Source organism: Flavivirga eckloniae, from assembly GCF_002886045.1.
Classification (GTDB): Bacteria; Bacteroidota; Bacteroidia; order Flavobacteriales; family Flavobacteriaceae; genus Flavivirga; species Flavivirga eckloniae.
Map to the genome: position 1 here is coordinate 327034 of NZ_CP025791.1, position 17076 is coordinate 344109.

At 35.0% G+C, this 17076-nt stretch carries 16 protein-coding genes; 8 read left to right on the plus strand and 8 right to left on the minus strand.

The window, feature by feature from the left end; all coding sequences use genetic code 11:
- Position 1: 1 nt before the first annotated feature.
- From C1H87_RS01345 to C1H87_RS01365, 5 genes are all read right to left on the minus strand, one after another.
- On the minus strand, positions 2 to 964 hold the full coding sequence (locus C1H87_RS01345; protein ID WP_102754094.1) for a sulfurtransferase: 963 nt from the start codon (positions 962 to 964) through the stop codon (positions 2 to 4).
- Positions 948 to 1418 (minus strand): monoheme cytochrome C, encoded by a 471-nt coding sequence (locus C1H87_RS01350; RefSeq protein ID WP_102754095.1) that lies wholly within the window; start codon positions 1416 to 1418, stop codon positions 948 to 950. Before C1H87_RS01350 ends, C1H87_RS01345 begins: the two co-directional genes overlap by 17 nt.
- Complete coding sequence (locus tag C1H87_RS01355; protein ID WP_102754096.1) at positions 1415 to 2635, minus strand: sulfite oxidase; 1221 nt, start codon at positions 2633 to 2635, stop codon at positions 1415 to 1417. The genes C1H87_RS01350 and C1H87_RS01355 overlap by 4 nt, the downstream gene beginning before the upstream one ends.
- Before the next feature lie 254 nt (positions 2636 to 2889).
- Positions 2890 to 6147, minus strand: a complete 3258-nt coding sequence (locus C1H87_RS01360; RefSeq protein WP_102754097.1) for a VPS10 domain-containing protein — start codon at positions 6145 to 6147, stop codon at positions 2890 to 2892.
- Positions 6148 to 6437: 290 nt separating this feature from the next.
- A complete protein-coding gene (locus tag C1H87_RS01365; RefSeq protein WP_233783444.1) occupies positions 6438 to 8414 on the minus strand; it encodes an alpha-ketoacid dehydrogenase subunit alpha/beta in 1977 nt (658 codons plus the stop codon).
- A 160-nt stretch (positions 8415 to 8574) separates the two neighbouring features.
- Between C1H87_RS01365 and C1H87_RS01370 the strand changes: the two genes are divergently transcribed.
- The 5 genes from C1H87_RS01370 (at position 8575) to C1H87_RS01390 (ending at position 12840) form a co-directional block, all read left to right on the plus strand.
- Positions 8575 to 9528, plus strand: coding sequence for an isopenicillin N synthase family dioxygenase (locus tag C1H87_RS01370; protein ID WP_102754099.1), 954 nt, complete (start codon positions 8575 to 8577; stop codon positions 9526 to 9528).
- 108 nt (positions 9529 to 9636) lie between these two features.
- Positions 9637 to 9969: a translation initiation factor gene (locus C1H87_RS01375; protein WP_102754100.1), complete on the plus strand. Its 333-nt coding sequence runs from the start codon at positions 9637 to 9639 to the stop codon at positions 9967 to 9969.
- Positions 9970 to 9972: 3 nt separating this feature from the next.
- Positions 9973 to 10902: a DUF1835 domain-containing protein gene (locus C1H87_RS01380; protein WP_102754101.1), complete on the plus strand. Its 930-nt coding sequence runs from the start codon at positions 9973 to 9975 to the stop codon at positions 10900 to 10902.
- 1 nt (position 10903) lies between these two features.
- Positions 10904 to 11773, plus strand: coding sequence for a nucleoside phosphorylase (locus C1H87_RS01385; protein ID WP_102754102.1), 870 nt, complete (start codon positions 10904 to 10906; stop codon positions 11771 to 11773).
- A 212-nt stretch (positions 11774 to 11985) separates the two neighbouring features.
- Complete coding sequence (locus tag C1H87_RS01390) at positions 11986 to 12840, plus strand: substrate-binding domain-containing protein (RefSeq protein ID WP_102754103.1); 855 nt, start codon at positions 11986 to 11988, stop codon at positions 12838 to 12840.
- Between the two features lie 224 nt (positions 12841 to 13064).
- Here C1H87_RS01390 and C1H87_RS01395 read toward each other — a convergent pair whose 3' ends face one another.
- Positions 13065 to 13856 carry a hypothetical protein gene (locus tag C1H87_RS01395; protein ID WP_102754104.1) on the minus strand — a complete coding sequence of 264 codons (792 nt, stop codon included), beginning with the start codon at positions 13854 to 13856 and terminating at the stop codon, positions 13065 to 13067.
- A gap of 4 nt (positions 13857 to 13860) precedes the next feature.
- The gene (locus C1H87_RS01400; RefSeq protein WP_102754105.1) at positions 13861 to 14286 is read right to left on the minus strand and encodes a hypothetical protein; all 426 of its coding nucleotides are present in this window, start codon (positions 14284 to 14286) and stop codon (positions 13861 to 13863) included.
- 236 nt (positions 14287 to 14522) lie between these two features.
- On the opposite strand from C1H87_RS01400, the gene C1H87_RS01405 reads away from it, so the two are divergent.
- Together C1H87_RS01405 and C1H87_RS01410 are read left to right on the plus strand one after the other, a co-directional pair.
- Complete coding sequence (locus C1H87_RS01405; RefSeq protein ID WP_102754106.1) at positions 14523 to 15125, plus strand: DUF4468 domain-containing protein; 603 nt, start codon at positions 14523 to 14525, stop codon at positions 15123 to 15125.
- 221 nt (positions 15126 to 15346) lie between these two features.
- Positions 15347 to 15901, plus strand: coding sequence for a hypothetical protein (locus C1H87_RS01410; RefSeq protein WP_102754107.1), 555 nt, complete (start codon positions 15347 to 15349; stop codon positions 15899 to 15901).
- A gap of 67 nt (positions 15902 to 15968) precedes the next feature.
- On the opposite strand, the gene C1H87_RS01415 is transcribed toward C1H87_RS01410, so the two are convergent.
- Positions 15969 to 16277 (minus strand): DUF6520 family protein, encoded by a 309-nt coding sequence (locus C1H87_RS01415; RefSeq protein ID WP_102754108.1) that lies wholly within the window; start codon positions 16275 to 16277, stop codon positions 15969 to 15971.
- A 185-nt stretch (positions 16278 to 16462) separates the two neighbouring features.
- On the opposite strand from C1H87_RS01415, the gene C1H87_RS01420 reads away from it, so the two are divergent.
- Entirely contained in the window at positions 16463 to 17065 is a 603-nt protein-coding gene (locus C1H87_RS01420; protein WP_102754109.1) for a hypothetical protein, read from the plus strand.
- Positions 17066 to 17076 lie beyond the last annotated feature (11 nt).

Sequence of the window (17076 nt, forward strand, 5' to 3'; positions counted from 1 at the left end):
TTTATTTAAATAAGGTTGTTATAGTGTCCTGCTCAATAGGTAAATCTTTATTATAACTCCACTCTATCCAGGATCCATCATAGTTTTTTACGTTTTTATATCCCAACAACTCTGTTAACACAAACGTTGTATGAGCCGATCGTACACCGGAATGACAATAGACATAAACCTTCTTTTCCTTTGTAATTCCTTTAGATTCGTACAAATCTAACAAGTCTTTATAAGACTTAAACTTTTTAGTTGTGTTAAATTCTATAGCTTCAGCCCAATCCAACAATACGCTATTGGGAATACGTCCTCCTCTACTTGCTCCTCTTTTTTGACGTTTGCCTGAAAACTCATTGCCTGTTCTTGTATCCAAAAGAATAGTATTATCGTCCACGACAAGGGATTTTATATCCTTTAAATCAGCATATAAAGACATGTTCTCGTTGGATGGAAGTCTAAAACTTGAAGTGTTATAACTCATAATATCGGAAGTCAATGCGCCTCCCTTATGTTCCCATGCAGTTAATCCACCATTCAAAATTTTGACATTATCGAAGCCATAGTTTTTCAAAATCCACCATAAACGAGATGCATCACAAGCGCCATTCTCATCATAAATAATAAGCTCATCTTCATTTTTAATTCCTAATTTACTAAAAAGCGCCTCAATTTTAGCTCTGCTGGCCATGATGCCTTTATATGGGAACGTATCATCTTCAATATCAGTTCTCCAAATATTTATAGCATGATCCAAATGCGCTTTTAAAAACGCTTCGGGTTTTCTAAAATCTATTATTTTAATATTTGAAGATGTATTTAAAACTTTTAAGTCCTCACTTTCTATGAGATGTTTTGTGCTGTAATAACCTAGTGGTGTAGTTACGGGCTTTTTTAAAACATCGTAATGAGGTTTGGTTCTTTTTTTGCAGGACACGAAGCAAATTAGTAGGGATAGCATCTTAATTCTCCAAGTCATACCATTCTATGTTTTCCAGGTTTGTACGTCTTCCAGTTTCTTCCGATGCATAGTTTTTAGCTAAGTAGTCAACTATAATAGCCTCATTTTTTCCTAAATCCCAAAGGTTTTGAGTTTCCTGCATCCACCGAATAATACTTACCCAGCCTTCTTTATTTGCCCTGTTTTGGGTTACTAATTTTGCTGAATGACAAGGTGTGCAACTTGCTATAACGATTTGAAGCCCTTCATCATTTTTAAAACCTGTAGCTAGATGAATACCGTTTTCTATTTTATCGAAATCGTCTGCTTCAACATAAGTTTCTGTTGTGTCTTCTTTATCAAATACAAGAAATGAAGGGTTTATCAACTTATAAGTTAATGCTCCTGCCCCCATAAGTATTAATCCAAAAAAGAGTACTACTCCTAAATAAATACGCCTTACAGTATTTCTAAATTCCTGATCGTTCATCATTTAACTTTAATGGCTATTCTATGACTGGCATTATTTAAATATCCTTTTGGGTTCCAACCTGGTAATAGCATAGGTTGACTAACTCCGGTATTATCTGTAGCTCTTGCCCAAATTTCATAATAACCTTTTTTCGGGAATTTAATTGATGTCTTAAAATGTTGCCAAGCCAAACGGTTTATAGGTTTTTCCAGTTGACAATTATGCCATGTCGCCCCAAAATCTATAGAATACTCCATCTTTTCAACTTGTAACTCTCCGGCCCATGCATGTCCTCTAATCTTTAGAGTTTCCCCTTCATCAAGCATAGCTCCGGATTTGGGGTATGTAATTAAAGATTTTACAGGCATACTCTCGATGATACACATATTTTCTTCTTTTACCTTTTCTCCCGGTGCTACTGGTTTACATGGTACCCTATATGCTGGCGCTTTCATTTTTGTACCATCATGCACTTTATTTCTAACACTTATGCCATGTATCCATTTCCCGGATGCAGACGCAGGCCAGCCGCCTGCAACTAATCGTAACGGATAACCATGCGCTATGGGGATGTCCTTACCATTCATTTTAAAAGCCAGTAATGTTTCTTCCTGAAGTGCTTTATGTATTGGAACCCCTCTTGATATGGGTTCCTTTTCCGGATCACCACTTAAATGCGTATCAGCTCCGTGATAACCAATGTAAACAGCATCATTTTTAATACCCACATCTTCAAGCACATCTTTTAATCTAACACCTGTCCATTCTGCACAGGAAACAGCCCCTACAGTCCATTGATTGCCTTTGGCCGGTGGATTAAATTCACTTCTACCATTACCCCCGCACTCTAATGTTAACTGATAGGTGTAGTTTTTAAACTTACTTTTTAAATCCTGAAGCGTGTATGTTTTTGGTTTAGAAACAGATTCTCCATCAATAGTTAATTTCCAACTTGCGATATCTATATTTTGAGGTATGATGCCATTATTCCTAATAAACATGCATTTATTTGGTGTAATTTTATCATCTAGTAAATGAGCTTTCGCTTCTATATTCCAAGGCTTATCATTTAATACAGTCATCTCCTTATGCTTGCTGAATAGCATATAAGGGTCTGGATCTTGCAATCCAATTAAAGTATAGTTTTTAGGCATTGAAGAAGAAAACACGATTTCTGTACCTATGACTGATGCGGCGGCACCCAGAAATGTATTCCTGATAAACTTCCGTCTTTTCATGAAAGGGTTATTAATTTTTGTAAAAATTACAATTAATAACTTTCAATGATTGTAACAAAAGTTACATTATACTATTTTAAATCAACACATTAGAAGATTTAGATAATAATTTTCCCCAGTTTCAATTTGGGTATTCGCTCTTCTTGTTAAAAAAACGGAAAACCAAAATAACCTTGTTAAAACAAAACACCACATGAGAATAATTCATGTGGTGCTTTGTTATATATCAAGGAAATTAATAAGCTGTTGCTTCATTAATCATTAATCAGCCCTTGTCCTTCAAGCCAAGGTGCTCCAGCATTTTTCAAATCCTTTTCAATCTGGCTTAAATCATCTTGAATAATTGAATTCAATTTAGATTTAATTTGTTTCAACTGGCTTTTAGCTCGGTTAATAGCTGCAATATGCGTAGCAGTAGGACCATAAGTTGTTTTTGCCACAAATAAGCCAATCGTTTCACCATCTTTAGGTGTTGGATTAAATTTCTCGCCTATTTCATCTTTAGTTTTATCTCCAGAAAGTTGCTTATCCAGATTTAATAACTTTAGTCTGGTACTATTAATTTTACTTACCAGGGTGTTAGATGGGTTTATAGCTTTATCTGCAGCACGCTTCATAGCTCCTATTAACAACAATTGCTTAGACAAAACTAAACTTGTAACGTTAAGGTCTTTTTGAAAGACTTGAAAATCTTCAGAGAAAGCTTTTATTTTATCGTGGGAAGCTCCTTTAAGCGTACCTTCTTTTAGTTGAACGACTTTAAACTCCTGAGGAGCACCAATTTGATCTGTTTTGCCATCTACTCTTTTATAAAGTGTTACGGTATAGTTACCGGGCGCAACTAAAACTTTATTATTACCCCAAGAATGCTCTTTTTTTACAGGCTTTAACTTTTCACCTTTGCGATCTGGGTAACTTAAATCCCAACTCGCTCGATTAAATCCTTTTGAATTAGTGCCTTTAATGGTTTTTATTAAATTCCCTTCGCTATCTTTTACAGTTAAAAGTATAACTGGTTTTTCCTGTTGTTTTTCTTTTTCCAAAGCCTCCCAACCTGGGAAATCAATACCTTCATTTTCTTTATCCTTTAGCTTTTCATTTGTTTTACGTTTGGCTTTTAAGGTCTTTGTTTTTTCTGGCAAATAATATGTAAACACAGCTCCAAACGGTGGATTGTCTGCCACATAATGTGAATTCCCTTGTCCATACATCCCTTGCTTTTGAATATACCAATAAGCTGGTTTTACTTTAAATAAAGAGGCTTCTGCTTTTTTCGTATTGGTATTAAACGACCTTAATGCGCTTATATCATCTAAAATATAAAACCCACGACCAAATGTAGCTGCTACCAAGTCATCTTCTCGTCTTTGAATGGTAATATCTCTAACAGAAATTGTTGGAATGCCATTACTAAGTTTAACCCAATTCGCACCACCATTGGAAGTAAAATAAACCCCAAACTCTGTAGCCACGAACAAAAGTTCTTTTTTAACATGGTCTTGCACCAAGCGCCATGTAACGAGTCTGCCTGGCAAATCTCCGGTAATAGAACGCCATGTTTTTCCTTTATCGGTACTCTTAACTAAATACGGTTTAAAATCTCCATATTTATGATTATCGAGTGCTACATACACCGTAGATGCGTCAAATAAATCTGCACGAACATCATTTACAAAAGCAGTGCTTGGAATCCCTTTTATAGAACCTAATTCCAATTTACGCCACGTTTCGCCTCCATTTTCTGTTATTTGAATAATACCATCGTCTGTTCCGGCATAAATAAGTCCTTCTTGTTTAGGCGATTCCGCCAAAGATGTAATGGTGTTATAATTAGACATTGCTAACACGTCCCAAGCATTATCCCAACTCTGTTGTTTACCCATAATTGGAAGCTCGATTCGGTTTTGGTTTCTAGTAAGGTCTGTAGAAATTGGCGTCCATTCATCTCCTCTATTTTCCGATTTCCACACACGTTGTGATGCAAAATACAATCGCGTTGGTTTATGCGGACTTACCAATATTGGTGAATCCCAATTAAACCGTTCATAAGGTTCACCTTCTTTGGGTTGTGGCTGTATAAAAACAGTTTCTCCTGTTGTTTGGTCAATTCTAAACAACCAGCCTTCTTGATACTCACCATAAGTAATGTTTGGGTTCCCCGGTTCTATGGCCGATTGATGCCCATCAGCACCTAAAGTATTCCACCAATCTGCACTGGTTATACCTTGACTACTTAAAGTTCTGGATGGTCCTCCATGCGATCCGTTATCTTGAGTACCACCATAAATATTGTAAAACGGTGCCGTATCGTCTACCGCAAGTTTGTAGTACTGTGTTATAGGTAAGTTATTTATAAACCTCCAGGTTTTGGTTTTATCGAACGTTTCATAAAGCCCGCCATCGGTTCCAAACATTAAATAGTTTTCATCACTTTTCTTAAATACCAAGGCATGACTATCGACGTGTTTCTTCTTTTCGTTCATCGATTTAAACGTCTTCCCATGATCGTCGGATTCCTGAACATAATTGCTCATTAAATAAAGTTTTCCTTCTTGATGTGGTGAAGCGTACAATTCCTGATAGTAATGAGGTCCCGTACCACCAGAGACAGCATCAGACTGTTTTACCCACGATTCTCCTTTGTTTGAAGACATAAACACGCCTCCTTTACGCCTATCCATTTCGATGGCTGCATAAACGACATCGGAATTAAATGGCGATAAAGCTAGCCCTATTTTTCCGAGATTCGATTTAGGGATTCCTGTTGTTAGTTTTTTCCAGGTTAATCCGCCATCTGTACTTTTATGGATTCCAGAACCTGGTCCGCCTCCCAAATAGGCAGCCACAGTTCTATGTCTTTGCCAGGTTGCAGCATATAGCGTATTAGCATTTTCCGGATCAATAATTAAATCGGTTGCTCCTGTCCATTGGTTATCACCCAAAGTTTTAACCCATGAGCTTCCTCCATCGGTGGATTTATAAACGCCACGCTCTCCCCCATCTTTCCATAAAGGTCCTTGAGCGGCTACCCAAATGGTATTAGGGTCTTCTGGATGAATAATGATTTTTGAAATGTGTTCAGATTTCTTCAATCCTTTATTCTCCCAAGTTTTACCATCATCATAACTTACATAAATACCATCTCCAAAGCCAACATGTCGGCCTCCAACATTTTCTCCCGTGCCTACCCAAATGGTATGGGAATTATTGGGATCTATAGTTATACATCCTATAGAATAACTGGTTTGTTCGTCAAATATCGGAGTCCAAGTCGTACCCGAGTTTATGGTTTTCCATACGCCACCGGATCCCACGCCTACATACCAGATATTTTCATTTTCCGGATGTATCGCTATATCGGCAATGCGTCCTGAATTAAATGCTGGACCTATACTTCTAAATTTAAGTCCGTTAAGTAAAGAATCTTTAGTGATTTTTTTTTGAGCAGATGCTGAGGATAACATACAGACAAGGCATAGCCAGGTCCATACAATTTTAGTTAAATTAATCATTTATTTTTGAATTTAGTCACTGTTTAAAGCAAGTTAATCAATTTCCCAAAAAAATAAATCATTAAAAATCACAAATAAATGTGAAAAAAGCACAATACTAATTGAATAGGTTTTACTAATTAGTAAATACTGTTTACAAATAAATGTGATTAAATTGGTTCTCGCTAAAGATTAAAGTTAATGCTCGCTGAGGCTCGAGGACGCAAAGAAACAAGGACTGCGACTGAATACTAATAACTTATGACTTACCCCTTATGCCTAAAAACTAAATACAGATCACTAGTTTACGATCAATACTCCAAAAGCTCCTTCAACACAGTTTCAAATCTATTTTTAGATAAGTATTGTTCTTCTAACTGACTTGCAAACGGTATAGGGGTTTCCATACTGGCAACACGTTTTACCGGAGCATCAAGAGATTCAAAACAATGTTCCATGATTAATGCAGAAATATCGCTGGCAATACCGCCAAATAAGGAATCTTCTTGTAAAACAATGGCTTTTCCTGTTTTTCTAACCGATTGGTATATGGTTTCTACATCCAGGGGTTGAAGTGTCCTTAAATCTATTAAATCTGCCGAAATTTCGGTGTTGTTATTTAATGTTTCTAAAGCCCAATGCACAGCAGCGCCGTAACTAATAATGGTGACATCTTGTCCTTCCCTAATCACAGAAGCTTTTCCAAAAGGTAAAGTAAAATAATCTGCGGGTACTTCTTGCCGAATACTTCTGTACAAACCCTTGTGCTCAAAAAACAAAACAGGATTCGGATCGTTAATTGCAGTCGTTAGTAACCCTTTAGCATCGTAAGGAAACGCAGGATAAACAACCTTTAAACCAGGGGTTTTTGTAAACCAGGCTTCATTAGTTTGTGAGTGAAAAGGTCCGGCAGCCACACCGCCTCCACAAGGCATTCTAATAACCACATCGGCTTGCTGTCCCCATCTGTAATGTGACTTTGCCAAATAATTAACAACCGGGTTAAATCCTGAAGTTACAAAATCTGCAAACTGCATTTCTACAATGCTTTTTATTCCAGCTATCGATAATCCCATGGCAGCCTCAACTATAGCAGATTCACAAATGGGTGTATTACGCACACGATCTTTTCCAAACTGCTCAACAAACCCTTTTGTTATCTTAAACGCACCACCATATTCTGCAATATCCTGTCCCATAATAACCAGGTCGTCGTGTTGTTGCATACTTTGCTTTATAGCGTCGGATACGGCATCAACAAAACGAATATCATCATATTTTTCCAAACCATCAACACCCTCATATTCAAATTCTTGATACACATCATTTAATTCATTTGTTTCATCAGGAATTACAGGTTCTTCAGCAAAAGCTATATCCAAACCTTTGTTAATTTCTGTTATAATTTCAGCTTTAATCGTCGTGTTTTCAGAATTGCTCAATAGATCATTTTCTATTAAAAAGGTTTCAAAGTTTAAAACCGGATCTTTTACAGCCCAAGCTTCCATAAGTTCCTTCGGAACATATTTTACACCACTCGCCTCTTCATGACCACGCATTCTAAAAGTTTTAAATTCTAATAAAATGGGTCTTGGATTTTCACGTACACTTTGCGCTAATTCATCAACTTTTTTATAAACTTCAACAATGTTATTGCCGTCTATAATATGCGACTCCATACCATATCCCAAACCTCTATCGGCAATATTTTCGCAATTGTATTGCTCTTTCGTTGGGGTAGACAATCCGTAGCCATTGTTTTCAACACAAAACAGTACGGGTAATTGCCAAACGGATGCCACATTTAATGCTTCATGAAAATCGCCTTCGCTCGTACCGCCTTCTCCTGTAAAAACAGCCGTAACCTCATTTTTGTTTTTTAACTTAGAAGCTAGTGCAATACCATCTGCTACACCCAATTGCGGCCCTAAATGAGAAATCATGCCAACTATTTTATAATCTTGGGTTCCAAAATGAAACGATCTATCTCGTCCTTTTGTAAAACCGGAAGCCTTACCTTGCCATTGTCCGAACAACCTATGTAACGGAATCTCACGCGTAGTAAACACTCCTAAATTTCTGTGCATTGGTAAAATATACTCTTCCTTATTTAAAGCCATGGTCACGCCAACTGCTATGGCCTCTTGTCCTATTCCAGAAAACCATTTGCTAATTTTTCCTTGACGCAACAGAATAAGCATCTTCTCTTCTATCATTCTTGGCTTTAATATGCCTTTATATAGCTGTATTAATAGATCTTTATCAAGATTTTCAATATGATATTCCATAGCTATCGAAGTGATTTCCTTAGTCATAAAATGTGTATTTTACTTCATCAAATATACCATAAAAAGACATAAATTATATAAAAGTTAAATAAAACGTAGTGCGTCAAACTTTCCAATGTTTTTGTACATTTGTAATACATCCACATTAACACAATAACTCATGACTAGTATACCGAGTGTAGATTTAAATGATTTTATTTCTGATAATCCTGCTACAAAACAAAAATTTGTCGATGCTATTGGAAAAGCATACGAAGAAATTGGTTTTGTGGCCTTAAAAGGTCATTTTTTAGATGATGCTCTGGTAGAGAAGTTATATAAAGAAGTTAAGAATTTTTTCGATTTACCTATTGAAACGAAACAACGTTATGAAGATCCGGAAATTGGCGGACAACGTGGTTATGTATCCTTCGGAAAAGAAAGCGCCAAAGGTAAAAAGGAAGGCGACTTAAAAGAATTTTGGCATTTTGGACAGTATGTTGAAGACAATGCAGAACTTAAAGCTGAATACCCTGAAAATGTTATTGTTGATGAACTTCCTGATTTTAATACCACAGGTAAGGAAGCTTACAAGATGCTGGAAAAAACAGCGCAATACGTGTTACGCGCACTAGCTTTACATTTAGGATTGGAAGAAACGTATTTTGATGCTTTTATTCATAATGGAAATTCTATTTTAAGACCCATTCATTACCCGCCTATTACCACAGAACCTAAAGAAGCCATTCGTGCTGCCGCACATGGCGATATTAACCTAATCACATTATTAATGGGAGCGCAAGGCCGTGGCTTACAAGTGCAGAATCATAAAGGTGAATGGATTGATGCCATTGCGCAACCTGATGAGCTTATGATTAATGTTGGAGACATGCTTTCTAGACATACTAATAACAAATTGAAATCTACAATACACCGCGTTATAAACCCGCCTAAAGAGCTTTGGGGCACATCGCGCTACTCTATTCCGTTTTTTATGCACCCTATAAGTGATATGAAATTAGATGTATTGGAAAATTGTATAGACGATAAAAACCCTAAATCGTTTGATGACATTACCGCCGGAGAGTTTTTAAACGAAAGACTCATTGAACTAGGTTTAATTAAGAAAAAATAATATCCAGTGACCAGTGTTCAGTTTGCAGATTCTTACTCTACTCTTTTTTACTGCCGACTGAACACTGAATACTGATCATCGCCAACTGAACACTGAATTACAGAACAAATGGATTTACAAGACCAATTAAAAAACCTGTTTCCAGATCATGTACCAACAGAAGATCCTGTTGAAAACAAAACCGAAGGTTCGAAAATATGGATGCAGGACGATCCTATTATTTGCAAATACGAAAAACGTAAAGGCAAACCCATTACCATATTAGAAGGTTATACGGGTGCTAACGAAGACTTTAAGGCTTTAGCCAAAGACATTAAAACCAAACTAAGTGTTGGTGGCAGTTTTAAAGATGACAAGATTATTATTCAAGGGGATTATCGTGATAAAATAATGAAAATGCTCGAAGACAAAGGCTTTAATGCAAAACGTGTTGGAGGATAACCCATGAGCAAACAACCTCTCAATATTACCAATGGAGATGTACTAACCAACTATCTGAGTGAATTAGACATTATTGGTGAAACACTTACCTGGCAGGAAATGCTTTGTGAAGGCTCTACTGTTGTGGAGATTGGTTCTGAAACATTTTTAGATACCAGAAAAGCATTTTTAAGCTCGTATTATGATATTGATTTAGATGTTCACAAAATTAAATCGGAGTTAAATAAGCTGGATGATTTCGAAAAGTATTCTGAAATTATACTATGGTTTGAATACGATTTATTTTGTCACATTAATATGATTGCTGTGATCCAATTGATTTCACAAAAGAAAATCGAGCTTCCAATTTCTCTTGTTTGTAGCGGTAGAATTGAAGGTAGTAAAACCTTGAAGGGGTTAGCAGAATTAAACCCGGAGCAATTAATCGATCATTATAAAAAAAGGGTAACGTTAAACTCAGAAGATTTAGATCTGGCTAAAACCATCTGGAATATTTATTGTGGCAAAGACCACAACCTACTAAAGCCATATGTTACAAAAGAATCTTCATTTAAGTATTTAAGCAATTGTTTAAAAGCGCATTTAGAGCGTTTTCCAGATTCGGTATATGGCTTAAATGTGATGGAAAAGAATATACTAGAGATCGTTAAAAACAACACTATAAAATCCAAACATCATTTATTGGGCTATGCGCTTAATTATCAAGGCTATTATGGGTTTGGAGATCTTCAAATTTCAAGGGTTATAGAAAAACTCAATATATTCTTTACAGAGGAAGACCAATTCTTGGCGCTTAACAGAAAAGGCCATGAAGCACTATTAGGCCAGTATAACTTAGCGACCAAAATTGATAATAATATGGTTTATGGAGGTGTTAAAAGACTCGATTATCAATTCAACAAGAAACAAAACAAACTTGTAAAAACCGTATAAGATGCCTATTAAAGAATCGGAATTAATATTGAATCCAGATGGTAGTGTGTATCATTTAAACTTGAAACCCGAAAACGTTTCGGATACCATTATTTTAGTAGGTGATCAAAACCGTGTTGAAAAAGTATCGAAGCATTTTGACAGTATTGAATTTTCAACTCAAAAACGTGAATTTAAAACCCATACCGGACTTTATAAAGGCAAGCGACTTACAGTGCTTTCTACCGGAATTGGTCCGGACAATATAGACATTGTACTTAACGAACTGGATGCACTTTTTAATATAGATTTAAGCACCAAAATACCCAAACAGACTATTACCCCACTCAATTTTATTAGGATTGGCACCTCTGGCTCTTTACAAGAAGACATCCCTGTAGACGCATTTGTTTTAAGTACTCATGGTTTAGATCTTAATGGTATGCTACACGCTTATCAAATAAATGGTATTAATAACCCGGGCATAGAAGAAGCTTTTATAGCGCATACCAATTGGCACGACTATAAAGCTAGGCCTATTGTTATAGAAAATAGTCCTGTGCTTGAAGCGCGATTAGAAAGTGATAAAACACATAAAGGATTAACGGCAACCGCAGGTGGGTTTTACGGTCCTCAGGGACGTGTTTTGCGTTTACCCGTTCAGGATGCCGATTTAAACCATAAAATGGACAACTTTAATTTTAAAGGAACTACTATTACCAATTTCGAAATGGAAACATCGGCTATATACGGATTGGCTAAATTACTGGGACATCATGCCGTATCCCTAAACGCTATCATTGCGAATAGAGCTTCTGGAACTTTTAGTAAAAACCCTGCTTTGACTATTGAAAAACTTATAACTTATACACTCGACAAAATTACTCAATAAAAAATTTCTGCAAACAAGCTATGCCCAAGGTAAAACCTTCTACTTTGATCTGAGCAATAGATTATGACTTTAGGGTCTGTAACCGAAATTTTGTATTTTGCCCCACCCGGAATTGAAAAAAACAATTCCGACCTCCTCAAAGGAGAGGTGAAATCGGAGACCCCGAGGCAGAGCCATCGGGGAATTATTTAGATTAACAACCCATTGATTTAATGAAGAAAGTAAATATTGGTGGCGTACCGGAGCATTTTAATTTGGCTTGGTATCTTACCCTAAAAAATGGCGACTACAAAAAAGAACAGATTAATTTAAGATGGCATGATTACTATGGCGGAACTGGTGCTATGTGCAAAGCACTTCGAAATAAGGAAATCGACATCGCCGTTATTCTTACCGAAGGGATTATTAGGGATATCATAAATGGTAACCCGAGTAAAATTGTACAAACTTTTGTGCAAACACCTTTAATCTGGGGTATTCATGTCGCCCATGATTCACCTTACCAAACCATTGAAGATTTAAAAGGCACCAAAGCTGCCATAAGTAGGTATGGCTCCGGCTCACATTTAATGGCTTATATTAATGCTGAGAACCATAAATGGGACCTGGAAAAAGATCTGGATTTTGAAATTATAAAAAATCTGGATGGCGCTGTAGAAGGACTAACTAATGGTAAAGCCGATTATTTTTTATGGGAAAAGTTTACCACAAAACCATTGGTGGATGATGGTACGTTTAGACGTATAGGGAATTGTCCGTCACCATGGCCTTGTTTTGTCATTGCGGTACGTGAAGATTTTATCGCATCTAATAAAGACGATTTAGAAACTATCTTGAACATTATTAATAATGCCACCTGCCAGTTTAAAGAGATACCAAGTATCGACAAAACTATTGCCAATCGTTACGAACAACAACTTGAAGATGTACAGGAATGGTTAAGCCTTACCGAATGGTCTCAAAGTTTAATTGATAAGCCTACGATTGTTAATGTGCAAAAGCAATTGTTTGCTTTGGATATTATACCTGAGGTGGTTGGTTATGAGAATTTGATTTATAGGTTATAAAGTCTAAAAAAAAATCTGTAAGCGAAAGTTATTTAAAAAATTTTACTTTTACCTTTCTTTTTATTCTTCTCTTTTAAGACGTCCTTGACAATATCCTTGATTAATTTCTTAAAAAATTTCTCAAAGGAATCATAGATTTTAGAAAGCAGTCCAATTAAAGTATGCTACAAAGTAGAAAGCGCTATTTTTGAATGTTCTAATAAGAAAGTGTGTTAGTGTTATATTTATTCTGAATCCGGATTATTGAAATCTTTTAATATCTTAACCTGATAAACCTTTTCCGCCGCTTTAACAATAGAGTAATATTCATCTCTTAGTAATGCCGAAATAGATTCCCCTCTAATTATGATTATATTTATTAATTCTATTAATCTATCCACAGTATCCCAATGATCAAAAATTGATTTTTCCCTTTTTTTACTATATGGTAATTCACTGACACGAAGCTTCAAAAACTCCTCATAAGTATCTGGAAACTTAAAATCATCAAGAGAAAGGGGTTCTATCTGTTCGCTTTTAATCTCTTCAATGTTATTATCCTCTTTAATTTTCAAATTAATAGAAGTAAATCGAACCGCTCCTAATACATTGCCCATGTCATTGAGTTTTTGGATTTGTTCCAAAATAGCTGGATCTTTTGAAATAGATGCGATTGTTAAGAGTGTCTTAATATCATCTGGTAATTTTTCATTTGAATGAATATTCACAATATTATCATTCATTTTCTTTAAATTATCTATATCAACTCCTTTAGCTTGGTTCGCTAATATAGCTGCCTCAGCAAGTTTTTTCTGTGCCTTGGCTCTTTTTATATCAGCTTCCGCTTTTATAACCTCATTGTTTGCAGTATAGATGTTCTTACCGAATTTCTTTAGACCGTTATACAAAAATGGTATTTTCTGTTTAACAACTGTATTAAAAATTCTCCAAAATAGTGATTCATTGGGTTTATCTCGATTTTCAGGCGTAGCATCAAAATTACCTGTATATTGTGATTGTTCTTTTTCTCCTGACATAACCTTAATAACTTTTTTCTAATACTTTAACATTATCAGGGTTATATGTGATGCCAGACCCTCCCATCATCATATATAACTTTTTTAATTCAATTAAATATGAGGCTATTTCTTCTGAAGTTGCCGTTCCTGGATCAATATGTACCTCTAAATATTCCTTTCCTGTAAGTTTATCAGCTATATCTAAGGAATCGCTGTATTGAGCTTTTAAGGAGTTTAGTGCTATTACACGATAGACATTTTTACTTGGGTTTTCGTAAAATACTGTATCCCCTGGATTAATAGTTTCACTTTCAAGTCCAACAAAATCTTCTTTATTCAATTGGAATAGTATCTCGCTACCATCTTTTTCAATAATTGTAATTTGATATCTTATTCCATATTCTTCTGATCCAATATCTCTAAAATCCAATATTTTACCTAATTCCATATAAGTCAATTCATTATCACCCCCGAAAATAGAGACTTCACCCCTATATATCTGAACTATTCGACAAAAGGTAAGATTATTCAGATTTGATGCGTGATTTATTTTCTACATTTGAACCCTTCCCAAAAATATAACTTGACTTATTCAAAAATACCTGTAGATATGGTATTCAGTAAGAAGAAACCTTTTATGTTTTGGATATTTGGTTCCTCCTAAGAACACAATTTCAACACTTTATGAAAAAATTTGTGATATTACTTTTGTTGGTTTGCACAGCAGCAACTTTCTCTCAATCAAAAAAAAATAAAAAATTAATACAAGAGATAGTAGGTCTCTGGAAACTTGATGATAACAACAATGTAACTTACACCAAAATTATAGAAGGTATCAACTTGTCTAAAGATGAGATTTACACTAGGGCATTAGCTTACTTTACATATAATTACGGTGATGGTGATTCTGTGGTTCAAGTTCAAGATAAAGAAAAAGGAACTATAGTAGCTAAAGGGTTATATGAAAAAGCACATGTTGGGATTTCTTTGGTAACTTATATATTCGACACATGGCATGTTTTAAGGATTGACATTAAAGAAAATAGAGCACGCATTCTACTGAGTTTAACAAATTATAATTATACTGTTTCGGGTGGTAGCACTCCAGATGTAAAGAATACAATTCCTATAAGCTCAAATTATCCCGTTACACAAAAAGGCCATACAAAAAACCAGTTTGCACAAGCATTTTACAAATCCCATAAAAGAGCCGAGGCTACACTATTGGCTATAGAAAAAGCACTAAAAGAAGGTAATACATTTAACAGTGAACAAGACGACTGGTAAAATCAAGTTTTAATGCACCTCCTCCCCACAATAAGCGAATCATTTATAGTAGAGCTATTCCAGAGTGAAAATGCCGTGTATGTTGCTACTTGGTTGGGTATAATTGGTTTATTTATTACATTAACGCTCTCTTTCCTAATTAATCTAACCTATTTTAATAAACGTAATACATTTAAATTTATCAGTACCATATCCCTTCGTTGGACTTAAATTAGAATTACATGGAAAGAAAAAACGATGAAAAAGCGAACAGTTTAGATAATGCTATTAAGGAATGTAAAGAGATAGTCCTAAATCATAGATCCCAAAGTAAATTAATATTGTATTCTGTGTCTTCATTCTTAATATTATTGATTGCTACAAACTATGTTTTGATTGTATTTTCTGGTATAGATATCCAAATAGTATTAGATTCTTCTTGGCTATATATAGCTGCAGGGTTTGTAATGATGGTTTTTGGGGTACTAATGTCAATTTATCGATTCCATTTGAAAGAAACTGCAAAATATGAACATCTCCATATTGGGTTTTTACGTATACGAGTTGCAGGAAACAACACTGAGACAGGGTATCAAACTGAGGTTAGAAAGTCTCTTACCGAAAATGCTTTTCTATTTGATACGAATAACACATTCCTAGGTACGAACAAAAAAGTAAAAAACCCATTGCCAGGTCATCCAACATCAGACATTTCTACTTTAATCATAAACAAGTTACTTGACAATATAGAATTTCAAAAAAAAGATAAGCCATCAAAAGCAGCTATAGTTAATTAGGGACTATAGAGCATCAGTCATAAAAAAGCATCCGACTTGAGAACGCTTTTTCTAATAATTTCAAGCCTTATTCAAGAGGTCTCTTTAACAATAAGTCACACTTCTCACCAGGAGTATTATCATTAGGGTCTTCACAATAAAGGTCACAATTCCTTTCTAATATACGAATCGTGCAAACAGGGCCTTCATTGTAGGGTTTACAATTTTCTTCTGTATCTGGATCAGGAACTACCGCCATACAGTCTATATTGGGACACTTGGCAAAAAAGCCAACATTATATGGATGTACGCCGTTTGAATCAAAACCCAGCGAACCAGAAGCAGCCATTATCAAAGCCAAAAAAGGTAAAGCGATTTTAAAAATTTTCGTTTTCATAATATAAATATTTAAAGTTAACAGTAGCTAATTAAATTATGAAACAAAAATTATATCTGAGGGATTAATAAGCATACAAAACGGATTTATTGGAGTGACAGAATTAATGATAGTTACCACCCATTTTTAAAGTTTGTGTTTATAATTATACAGATATTCTCCCTGACTACACAACTAGATTAGCTATGAGTTTAAAAAACGATTTCGATGAATTTATAGCTGATTTTAAAAAGTATCCTTTATGGCTAAAAATCGTACTTGGTACTTCGCTATTTATATCAGCTAGCTCTATTACTTCTTTATCTGATACTATATTTGAATGGAAGGGGTTTATCAAGGACGGTTTAGATTTTTATAGAATACACATATCATCTCCTTTGAGAAGAGTTTTTAGATCAATTGATTTGATATATTCTCAGAATTCAATTGATTTTATAACAGCTACGATACTCATTTGGACTTTACCAATACTTAGGTTTTCAAACAGTTATAGAAAAGTCTATAGAAAAAAATATAAATTAGAAAAAGATTTTACTTCAGATGATTTAATGTATATCATATTCGCATTTGGTATAGCATTCGCTCCCCTAAATTCAACTCTTGAAATTAAAAATGGAGAATCTAATCCTTGGAGTTGGGTTGATTGGTTTCAATTAATGTCATTTTTTTTATTTTTTATTTTCCTTTGTATGATTTCTAAAAAATACTTAAAAATAATTGGTCCATCTTTACTATCCATTATTATAGTTTTAATATTAGCAGCAATCAATGTGGGATTGAATAAGTAAAACCACCTTTT